Origin of the sequence: Roseisalinus antarcticus (assembly GCF_900172355.1) — a bacterium.
GTDB classification, from domain to species: Bacteria; Pseudomonadota; Alphaproteobacteria; order Rhodobacterales; family Rhodobacteraceae; genus Oceanicola; species Oceanicola antarcticus_A.
The window spans coordinates 129,444-141,922 of record NZ_FWFZ01000006.1; the positions used below are offsets into that span (position 1 = coordinate 129,444).

A 12,479-nucleotide genomic window follows, 5' to 3' on the forward strand; every position below is an offset into this window, starting at 1 on the left:
ATGTTTGCCGGACCGCGGCCCAGCACCACGATCACGCCGAAAACCCTCGCCGGCACCACCGCGCTGTCGCGCGGCCTGCATGCCGACACGTTCGAGCCGCGGATCCTGCTGTCGGCGGATGTGCTGCCGGTGGCCGGCACGCTGGAGGTTCCGGGCGAGACCGACCTCTTCACCTTCGAGATCGCCGAGGAACGGCTGGTCGTCTTCGACTCGCTCACCTCCCGGTCCGACATCCTTTGGTCGCTCGAAGGCGCGGGCGGCGAGATCGTCGCGCCCACCCGCTTCGACCGGGCCGACGCGGCGGATGGCGGCGAGATCCTCGCCCTCGAGGCCGGCACCTATACCCTGACCGTCGACGGGGTGGCGGATGCCACCGGGAATTATGCGTTCCGGATGCTGAACCTCGACACGGCCGTCGACATCGGCACCGGCGTGCAGGTGGCCGGCACGCTGGAGCAATCGGGGCTGGAGACCGACCTCTTCCGGTTCGACGCGGTGGCGGGGCAGGAGCTCTATTTCGACGCCCAGGCCGGCTCGGGCAACGTCGACTGGCAGTTGGTGGATGAAACCGGCGCAACCGCCTTCAGCTCGCGCGATTTCAACACCTCTACGGACGTGCCGCGCTGGCTGGTTCCCAGAACCGGAAGCTATACCCTGCTGATCGAGGGCAATTACGGAAATACCGCGGTCCGGGATTACGCCTTCACCATCGAGGTGCTGCAGGACAAGTCCGAAAGCTACACCGTCGGCGAAACGGTCCTCGACACATTCACCCAGCCCGGGCAACGCCACGAGCGGACCTTCACGCTCGCGGCCGACAAGACCCTGGTCTTCGACAACCTCTGGGGGGCGTCGATCGACCCGCGGGTGACCCTGACCGGACCGCGCGGCGAGGAGTTCCGCAACGTCAGATTTGCCAGCATGGACTGGATCTACGGCGACCCCACGTTCGAGCTGATCGCGGGGGACTATACGCTGACCTTCGAGACGCCGTCGGATTCGGTCGGCGAATACGGCTTCCGGTTGCTGGACATGGGCGCGGCCGAGGTCGTGTCCCTGGGCGAGACGGTCTCGGGGTATGTCGGCAACGGCGGCGTGGAGCAGATCCTGGCGCGACGGCCGTCCGAGGCACCGGGCGCCGCGGCGTCCGGCGACAGGATGCTGGTGACCGGGTCCGGCCTGTCGGTGGCGGAGGTGACGGACAGCGCCGCCCTGCAATCGCCCAGCTTCACGCTCGAGGCCTGGGTGCGCGACGACAGCGACGGCACCCAGGGCGTGGTGCTCGGCACGTCGAGCAACACTTCGCTCTTCGGCGGCTTCGGGCTTTATGCCAGAAACGGCGAGATGCATTTCTACGTGGACGACGACGTCGCCGCCTCCGATCTCTCGGCGACGCTGGCCGATGGCTGGAACCACGTCGCGGCGACCTACGACGGCGCGATCATGCGGCTTTACCTCGACGGCACATTGGCCGGCGAACTGGCCTGGGACGGCGGCTATGCCGCGACGTCGGCCCCGCTGGGGATCGGCCACGTGGGCGGCAATCTGAAATTCAGGGGCGCGATCGACGACGTCCGGATCTGGAGCACCGCGCGCACCGCGACGCAGATCGCCAACAATTACCAGACGCGGGCGACGGGACCGGCGACCGGGCTTGAGCTGGCGCTGGGCTTCGACGAGGCCGAAGGCGGGGTGCTGACCGATGTGTCCGGCAACGGCCGCGACGGGACCCTCGCCAAGGGGCGCTCCACCGAGACCCTGATCTATGCCGTCGACGTCACCGCCGGGGACAGGCTGATCCTCGACGCGACACATTCCGGCAACGTGCAATATCGCCTGATCGGCCCCGCGGGCGAGACGATCTACAGCGTCCGCAGCCTGACGGATACCGGACCGATCGAGATCACCGACAGCGGCCGCCATACCCTGGTGATCGAGGGCTATCCCTACGAGACCAGTGCCCGGACGTTCGGCTTTACCGTCGCGCCCGAAACCACCCGGGACCTGACGCTGACCCTGGGCGGGCGGGTGGACGGAACGCTCGACGCGATCGGGCAGATCGATGCCTACGACGTGACGCTTGCGTCCGCGACCAGGCTTTACCTGGACGTTCTGACCCCGGACGGCTCGGTCGAATGGATGGTCCTGGGGGGCAACGGCGTCAACACCGCCTGGACGGACTTCAGCCAGACCAACGGAACCTCGAACAACAGCGCACCATTCCTGGATCTGGCCGCGGGCAGCTACACGATCATGGTGCGGGGCGATATCGGCACCCTGCGCGATTACGCGTTCCGCCTGGTCGACGTCGCCGCCGAGGCGACCGCTTTCTCTTATGGCGAGGCGATCTCGGGCACGCTGACACCGGGCACCGCCACCGCCTTCTACCGGTTCGAGGGCGAGGCGGGCGACCTGGTCTCGTTCAGCAACATCCCCGGCGCCGCGAACCTGCGGGTCGTGGATCCGCTTGGCCGCACCGTCTACAATCCGCAGGGGGGCGTCGCCCCCGATCCGCTGCGTCTGTCCTCCACGGGCACCTTCGAGGTCATGGTCGAAGGGCTGAACTACGGCAGCACGACCGATCCTTTCAACTACGGCTTCCAGGCCGACAAGACGGGCACCGACCCCGGCCCGGCGCTGACCGGCGAGACGATCGAGATCGGCGAAACGGTGGTCGGCGCCGTGACCGTCGGTGGCGAGACGGACGATTACATCTTCACCCTCACCGAAGAGACGGAGATCTATTTCGATGCCCTGAGCTACAGCGAGTTCTACACCCGCTGGTCGCTCGAAGGGCCGGACGGGCAATTGGTCAACGAGCGCTACTTCGTGTATTCGGATTCCAGCAATTTCGCGCCGGGGGTCGGGCTCACGCTGCGGCCGGGCACCTACCGCCTGCAGTTCAAGGTCGACTTCAATCGCACCAGCAACTTCTCGTTCCGGCTGCTGGACCTCTCGGACGTCGAGACCATCGCCCTGGGCGACACCGTCACCGCGACCCTGACGCCGGCCAGCGCGACCAAGGTGTTCGAATTCGACGGCACCGCGGGGCAATCCTTCGTCTTCGTCACGACCGCGCGGTCCGCCGGCTCGCAGCCCAGCTATCGGCTGATCGACCCCTTCGGCAACCAGGTGACCTACGGCAGATCGACCGGCGGCAACTGGATTCAGAGCCTGAACGCGACCGGCACCTACAAGCTGATCCTCGAGGGCGAGATCAACAGCAGCGGCACCGCGACCCAGGAGATCTCGTTCATCCTGACCGAGACGCAGAACACCACGGCGCCGATGGCGCTGGGCGATCTCGTCACCGGCCAGGTCCTCAGCCCCGGCTCCGCCTCGCGGCACACGTTCACGGTGACCGAAGCGACGGCGGTGGTCTTCGACACGCTCGCGAGCTTGAACGGGACGGTGCGGCTGGAGGGGCAGAACCGGTTCGTCAAGACCTTCACGCTGGACCGCGGCGACGGCTATTCAGGGGACCCGTTCGTCATCCTCCAGCCCGGCGACTACACTGCGACCGTCACCGGCGACAACTTCGAGACATTCGACTACGCGTTCCGGCTGCTCGATGCGGCCGACGCCGAGACGATCACCTATGACACGCCGGTCAGCGCCGTGCTGGCGCCCAAGAACGCCACCCGGATGTTCCGGTTCGACGCCACCGCCGACCAGGTCCTGACAATCGCCAACACCTCGTCCGCGGGGCATTATTACACCCCGGTCATTCGCCTGATCGACCCGTTCGGCCGGCAGATCTTCCGCGACAGGATCAGCGATCAGGCGCCCCGGGTGCTGACGGCCCCGGGCAGCTACCTCTTGCTGATCGAAGGAGAGCCCAGCGAAGCGGCGACCGGCGAGACGACGGTGAATTTCACCCTGCAGGACCCGCAGAATCCGGCCCCGCGGGTGCTGGAGCTCGGGACACTGGTCGAGGGCACCGTCGCGCGCGCAGGGCAAAAGCATGTGTTCACGCTCGACATGGCCAGCGACGGGCAGCTCTACATCGACAGCTTCACCGACCAGCGCTATCTCGACTTCGAGTTGATCGGCGCCTCCGGGTCGATCCACAGCTACGAGTTGCGCTATGCCGACAGCGGCAACAGGGGGTCGAACCCGATCATCAAGGTGCCGGCCGGCAGCTATACCGTCGTCGTCAGCGGCCGGAACGGGACCGAGACCGGCGATTTCGGCTTTGCGCTGCGCGACATCTCCACCGGCACCGACATTGCCCTGGACGAAATCGTTTCCGGTGCGCTGAACCCGCGCAACAGCACGCAGTTCTATCATTTCGACGGGGTGGCGGGCGAAAATGTCCTGTTCGACCTGCTGAGCCTGTCGGGCAATTCCCAGACCGTCGAGTGGCGGCTCATTTCCCCGACGGGCAGCCAGGAGATCGGTGACACCAACCTCGGCGATGTCGGGGCCCACACGCTCCAGCGGACCGGGCGCTATACCCTGCTGATCGAGGGGCTTGTCACCGAGAACGCGGGCGGCCAGACCGATTTTTCCTTCGTCCTGCAACGGGCGCGCGAGGTCGTGTTCGAACAGGGCGGCCTCGACGACAGCGACAGCAATTTCGGCCTGACCCGGACGACCGGGCCGGACGGCGGCAACGCGCTGGCCTTCTCCGGCTTCGAGTCGGTCGCGATCGAGGCGCCCGATCTGCCGGTCTCGGGCTCGTTCACGGTGTCAGGCTGGGTCAGTCCGGATCAGATGCGCGAGACCTGGACACCTATCGTCTGGAAGCAACGCGACGGCGGCGTCTACAACCGGCAGTTCTCCCTTTGGGTGAACAACGCCGGATACATCCACATGACCCACGCCGTCGGGTCGGGCACGTCGCAGTCGTCGCTCAACGGCTACCGGGTGAATTTCGGCGCGTGGAACCATTTCGTCGCGGTCTACGACCGGGACAACGACGCGATGCAGCTCTATGTCAACGGCAGCCTCGCGGCCGAGACCGCCATTCCCGACACCCCCGACGACACCGATAGCACGCTCTACTTCGGCAGCACCGGCGACGATGCCAGCTTCGAGGGGGCGCTGGCCGACATCCGCATCCACGGCGCGGCGCTGGATGCGACCCAGGCCGAGGACCTCTTTGAGGGGACGCTGCCGGCGGTCGACCCGCTGATCGAGGTGCTGTTCGACGATGCGCCGGGACTGGCCGCCGTGGCCAACACCGGCACGGATACCACGCTCGCGCGGGTGCGGGACGTGACGGAAGGGCAGAGCGGGGTCTTTCACGGACGCCTCGACCGGCTGGGCGAATCCCATGTCTACCGGTTCTCGCTGACCGAGGGGACGCGGCTCTACTGGACGCCGCTGACCGACCGCGGAGATTCCGAGGCCTACGATCTGCGGGCCACCCTGCGCGGTCCGGGCGGGGTCAACATCACCCGCGATCTGAACGATACCGGGGAATCCTCGAACACGGGCGATTATGCCTTCGACGCCCCGGCCGGGGACTACACGCTGACATTCCGCGGCACCGGCACGCTGTCGGGCAGCTACGGGCTGCAATTGCTTGACCTGGACGCGGCCCGGCCGGTCACCCTCGGCCCGGACGAGATCACCGGCACGCTGGACGTGGGCACCAGCGCCACCGCCTTCCGCTTCGAGCTGGCGTCGGGCGACGAGATCTACCTCGACCTTCTGTCCTTGGGACTCGCTTCGGGGTCGGCCACCTGGCGGATCCAGGGGCCCGCGGGCAACCTGGTGGGCGGGCCCTATGCCGCGTCGGACGTGGGCCCGCTGACCTTCGACGTGGGCGGCACCTACACGCTGATCCTCGAGGCCGACCGCGGCGAGGGCCGCCTGTCCCCGCGGGATTACGCCTTCACGCTCTACAAGGTGAACGCCGATCCGGTCGCGATCACCTTCGGCGGCGACAATCCCGGCGGCGTGGCGCCGCAGGTGCCCGGCGCGGTGGCGGGCGAAGGGCTCCGCCTGCGGGGCGCGGAATGGCTGGAGGTGGATCACGGCCCCGCGGTGTCGGTGACCGGCGATCTGACGATGGAGGCATGGGTCTGGCTGGACCGGTTCGACGAGACCTGGACGCCGATCCTCTACAAGGGCGAGGGGCTGGGCGGGTTCACCCGCGACTACAGCCTGTGGGTACACTCCAACGGCTCCGTCTGGGCCGGGCGCACGCGTCCGGGCACCTCGGCCGACGACACGATCCAGACCGGGGCGGGGCTTGTCGCGACGGGCCGGTGGGTCCATCTGGCGGCGGTCTTCGACCTGGCGGTCGAAGGGTCCACCAGCGGCGAACAGCGGATCTACGTGGACGGAACGCTGGTCGATACCGAATCCATGACCAGCGGCCCCAGCCAGAGCACGGCGACCCCGCTGCTGATCGGGATGACCCACGATACCAGCGCAGACTACGGCATGTTCGAGGGCCGGATCGACGAGGTGCGGCTGTGGCGGACGGCCCGGACCGAGGCGCAGATCGCCGCGGCCTACAGCGCGCCGCTGGCCGAGGGCGACCGCGCGGCGCTGACGCTGTATCTCCCGTTCGACGCCGCCCAGGTCAGCGGCACCGAGGTGTCCGACGTCGGGCCGAACGCCGTCACGGCGCAGCGCGTCAACGGCATTCCCACCGGCATCACCGGCGAGATCGCGCTGCGCGGCCAGCGCCAGAGCTATCAATTCACCCTGGATACCGACACCCGCGTGCTTGTCGACGCGCTGAGCGACCGCAGCGATCTGAACGTCATGCTCACCGGGCCGGACGGCAGGGTCTTCGACATCGATCTGCGGGCCCCGGATTCAGATTACTTCAGCCACACGACCAGCCCGATCTGGGACCTGAAGGCCGGCGATTACACGCTGACCTTCTACGGTGAAAGCGGCGCCTCGGGGACCTACAACCTCGATCTGATCGATGTCGGCGGCGCCAGCGAACTGACCCTCGGGGCGCCGGTCAGCGGGGCGCTGCTGCCCGGCAACTCCAGCGATATCTACCGTTTCACTGCAAGCGCGGGCGACAGCCTGTTCCTCCAGAGGCTCGCGTCCTACGGGTCGATCACCCTGCGGCTTGTCGGCCCCGACGGGGCGCAGGTCCTCGACCGCGCAAATCTGACCGACCGGGGCGGGGTGACGCTGCCCGGTGACGGCGAATACATCCTTCTGATCGAAGGGTCCAACGGCAACGCCGGTCGGTCGACCTACGAGATCAACGTCGTCCAGGAGGTCGTCGCCGGCCCCGAGCCCTATGTGCTGGGCACGCGCCAGAGCTTCGATCTGCCGAGCCCCGGCGCGAAACAGGTCTATGCCTTCTCGCTGACCGAGCCGCGGCTGATCTCGATGGACAGCCTCGAGGACCGCTCCAACCTGACATGGAGCATCGTCGGGCCCGGCGGGGAGGTTCTGAGCGGGCGGCAATTCAACCAGACCGACGGCGGCCAGCAGCGCTCCGAGAATTCGCTGCGGCTGGGGCCGGGCGACTACCGGCTCGTGCTGGACGCGACCGACAGCATGACCGGCACCTTCCAGTTCCGCCTGAACGATCTGGAAAGCGCCGCCCAGGACATATTCCTCGATGACGAGGTCAACGACCCGCTGCCCGACGGCGGCGACGGCACGCTGATCTACCGGCTGAGCGGCAACGCGCTCGACCGGTTCGACATGGAGGTCGCGGTGGCCCCCGGGTCGAACACCTATTGGCGCCTGGTCAATGCGCAGGGTCAGCAGATCGTCACCCCGACCCGCGTCCAGACCGGCGGCAGCTACGTGCTGCCCGAGGCCGGGACCTATTACCTGCTGGTCGAGGGCGGCCTGCGCGACCCCGATCCCACGACCGCCCCGCGCTTTACCCTGGTCAGCCGGTCCGGCCCCGATGCCGCCGGCGACACGGTCCAGGATTACGACACCGCCGACGAGATCGGCCACGTGCTGCAATCCTCCGGCGTTGACGGGCCGGTGGAGGTTCTGAACGGCGCCGACCGGTCGCTGCAACTGATCGACCGGCTCAGCGCGTCGCAGACCCGGGGCATCGCCTTTTCGACCACTGCCGACGGCCCCTATGACGATTTCACCGCCCGCGCGGCGTTCCGTATCGGCGCGCCGCCCAGCGGGCTGGTCGGGCAGGGGGTCTCTGTGCTGGTGCTGCCGGCGGCCATCTACGGCCGCGGCGGCGACGTGCCGCTGGTCGGGGTGGAGCCCGCCCTGGACGGTGTCGTGGCCGTCGCGCTCGATTTTCAGCAGACCGGCGGCGACGGCGCGGTGCCGCATCTGTCGGTCCATCATGCCGGGACCACGTTCGAGGTGCCCCTGTCGGACGCAGGGTTGACCGAGGCCGACCTGCTCGACACCGACCTGATCCTGGAACTGCGCCTGACCCGCACCGATGGCGGCGCGAACCTGACCGTGGTGCTGAGCGTGGACGGCGCGGCGCAAACCCTTGTGGACGGCCGCTTCCTGGCCGGCCACGAGCTTGCGACCGCCCGCGCCGCGATGCAGGCGCAAAGCAGCGGGAGCCACACGCTCGAGGTGCTGCTGGACCGGTTCGAGGTCGCCACGATCCCGGAGGCGGCCCCGACGGTCGCCACGATCGGCGAGATCGTCAGCGGCTCCCTCGCCGCCGCGGGCGCGGTGGACCGCTACAGCCTGACCGTGACCGAGGCGACGGTCCTGCTGCCCGATGCGCTGACCGCGAATGCGAACCTCTACTGGCGGCTGACAGGGCCGGGCACCGGCATCGCGCGCGGCTTCGGCCAGACCGACAGCTACCACTACGGCTCCACCGCCTATCCGATCACACTGCCGCCCGGAACCTACGAGCTGGCGATCGGCGCCAACAGCGGGGCGACGGGCAGCTACCGCTTCGTCCTGCGCGACGCCGCGGCGGCCGAGGTCATCGCGCTGAACACCCCGGTCTCGGTGACCCTGCCGGGCGGGCCGGACAACGTGGCCTATGCCTTCGACTGGGCCGGCGACGGGCAGATCTACCTGCTCGCCGACCAGGCCACCGGCGATTGGGGCCGCTACCGGCTGATCGGCCCGAACGGGGCCCAGATCGGCGGGGTCTCGGACTTCGCCACCGACCGGGTGCTGACGCTCGAGGAGGCCGGTCGCTACGTCATCCAGCTCGAGGGGCGCTATGACGCGACCGTCCCCAGCCAGCTCACCTTCGCCGTCTTCGACCGGCGCGATACCGAACAGGCGCTGACCCTCGACGATATCGTCGAGGGCGAGATCACCCGGGTGTTCGAGCGGCAGGTCCATACGTTCGATCTGGCCGAGGACACGCTGCTGCATTTCGACTCGCTCACCAACCGCTCGGACCTGCGGTGGCAGCTGATCGGGCCGGAAGGCAGCGTGCGGACGGATACCTTCCACAGTTCGGATGCGGACGGGCAGATCGCCGGATCCGTGATGGCGCTCGAGGCGGGGTCCTACCGGCTCGTGGTCTGGGGCGCCGACGCCTCGACCGGGGCCTACAGCTTTGCCATGCGCGACCTTGCCGCGGCCACGGCGCTCGAATTCGGGGTGCAGGTCGATGTCGAGTTCCCCAACATCGCCGAGACCAGGATCTTCAGCTTCGAGGGCGCGGCGGGCGACCGGTTCTACGTCGACTACCTGTCGGGCGCCCTCAACGGGCGCTGGAAGATCGTGAACCGCTTCGGGACGCTCGAGGCCGATGCATACCCGCGCAACGACATGGCCTCCGTCACGCTCGCCGCCGACGGCACCCATTACCTGATGATCGAAGGCGCGGTGAACACCACCGGCAGCACGACCTTCAGCTTCCTCGCCGCCCCCCTGGCCGAGCGTCAGGGCACCCTGACCCTGGGCGAGACCTTCTCGGACAGCGTGTCGCTGCCGGGGCAGGTCACGCGCTACGCCCTGAACCTGACCGAGCCCACGCGGCTTTACGTCGACGTGCAATCGCCGGCCTCGAACAATTTCATCTGGGAATTGCGCGGACCGCAGGGCCGGGTGTCCGAGCGCATGTTCGCCGATTCCGATGCCAGCGACAGCTCCACCGCGCCGCTGTTCGATCTGCCGGCGGGCGAGTATGCGCTTCTGGTCCGGGGCTCCGGCGACACGACCGGCGACTACACCCTCTCGACCTTCGACCTGGCCGATGCCACGCCGCTGACCGTTGGCACCCAGGTGACCGGTCAGCTTGCGCCCGGCACCGAGACCCAGGCCTTCACCTTCGACGCGGTCGCGGGCGAGCGCTTCTTCTTTGACCAGTCGAGCAACGACCAGCAGTCCAACTGGCGCCTGATCGACCCCTACGGCACGGAAGTGTTCGACGTCCAGTTCAACCAGGACGTCGAGACGATCCAGCTGGAGGAGACGGGCACCTATACCGTGCTTCTGGCCGGGCGCATCTATTACAACGAGACGCGCAACTTCACCTTCAACATCTACGCCAACACCCCCGCCGAGCCGGTGCGCCTGGGGATCGAGGATCAGCCCTCGCCCGACCTTGTGGTCACCGATCTCGTCGTCTTGGGGGATGCGGCGATCTTCAGCGGCGGGACCGTTCCGCTGAGCTGGAGCATCGGCAACACCGGCGACCTGCCGGTGGACACTGCCTTCGACACCCGGGTCACGATTCGGCGACAGGACACCAACGCCATCGTCGCCGACGCGGTGCTGGCCTATGATCCGGCGGTCTCGGGCGCGATCGCGGTCGGGGGCACCCTGACGCAGGGGATCGACGCGCTGCAACTGCCGCCGGGCAACGCCTCGGTCGGGGCGCTGGTGGTGACCGTGCGCGCCGACATCACCAACGCCATCGAAGAGATCAGCCCCACCGGCGCGGCCGAAACCAACAACGCGACCACGCTCGAGATCACCTCGGACCTCGCCCCGGCGATCGACCTGGTGCCATCGGACATCGTGCTGTCCCCGGCAGACGGATGGTCGGCGGGCGAGACCGTCTCCGTCGCCTGGACCACGACGAACGCGGGCAACCTCGGCGTCTCGGGCCCCTGGGTCGAGCGGGTGCAGATCTTCAACCGGAACAGCAACCGCGTCGTGGTCAGCCAGGCCCTGACCGAGACCGACACCACCCCGCTGGGGGCTGGCGAAAGCCGCGACCGCACGCTGGAATTCGGCTGGCCCGCGGGCAACGACGGCCGCGGCGAGTTCGAGGTCCGCATCATCGTCGACGAGCGCGGCGAGATCTTCGAGAGCAATGACGCCGGCACCGGCGAGGACAACAACCGCGAGACGCTGACCCGCGCCTCGGGGCCCGACCTGGTGGTGTCCTCGCTCGAGGTGGTCGAGGCAGAGCCCCGCGCGGGCGGGCCGTTCACCATCCGCTGGACCACCGAGAACCTGGGCGTCACGGCCACGCCCGAGGCCTGGAACGAACGGATCTACATCCGCAACCAGAGCACCGGCCAGACCCTGCATTACCTGACCTACGCGGTGACGGACGGGCCGATCGCGGCCGGCGAAAGCGCCGTGCACGAGCTTGAGCTGTCCCTGCCGGACGGGACTGCCGGGGTGGGCCAGATCTATGTCGAGATCCGCACCGACCTCGACACGTCGTCACGCGGGACGGTCAACGAGGCCCGCGACGGGCTGACCGTCAGCCAGGCCGAGGGCAACAACCTCGCCAGCATCGTGGTCGAGTCGGTCAGCCGGCCCTACGCGGATCTTGTGGCCACCCTCACCGGCGTGCCGAACCTGCCGCGCGGCGGCGACACGGTGCAGGTCAGCTGGCGGGTCGAGAACACCGGCGATGCGCCGGCCACGGGCGGCGACGACGGCGGCTGGACCGACAAGATCTACCTGAGCACGGACGCGGTGTTCGACGCGGGCGACACCCTGCTGGGAGAGCTGCGCCGCACCGAGACCCTGGCCGAGGGCGCCGACTACAGCGTCAGCACCGACGTGGTGCTGCCGATCGGGATCGAGGGCGAGGTCTATCTGCTGGTGGTCGCCGACGCCGACGAGGACGTATCCGAGCCCGACACCCGCGCGGACAATTCCGACCGCGACCGCATCACCCTCAGCTCGCCCTATTCCGACCTTTCGGTGCAGACCGTGGTCGCACCGCCCAGCACCTATTTCGGCGGGGACAGCATCGACGTCTCCTGGCGCGTGGCCAACATCGGCCCCGACGCGCTGGCCGCCCCGCCGGGTGGCTGGATCGACCGGGTCTTCCTGACGCCGGACGGCACGCTGGGCGCAGATGCCATCGCGCTGGGCGACTTCCCCCGGACCACCGGCCTCGGGGTGGGCAAGAGCTACAGCCGCTCGGTCTCGGTCGATCTGCCGCCGGGCGCCTCGGGCCCCTACCAGATCCTTGTGCTGACCGACGCCGAGGCGGCGGTGTTCGAGCGCGGCCTGCTGGGCAACAACGCGGTCGCCTCCTCGGCGATCCTGTCCCTGTCGGAAGCGCCGTCGCCGGACCTCGTGGTCAGCGGCGTCAGCACCGAGGGAGAGCTGGTGCCCGGCGCCACGGTCGAGGTCACCTATACCGTCACCAACAGCGGCGAGGCCGC

1 protein-coding gene (only partly in view) is annotated in these 12,479 nt (G+C 68.4%); it reads left to right on the forward strand.

The genetic code is table 11. The annotated features are described in order from the left end of the window. Positions 1-12,479: the beginning of a putative Ig domain-containing protein gene (locus tag ROA7023_RS07900; protein ID WP_159458462.1), read on the forward strand. The gene runs 26,068 nt beyond the window's last position; only the first 12,479 of its 38,547 coding nucleotides appear in the window; it begins with the start codon at positions 1-3; the stop codon falls past the right edge of the window.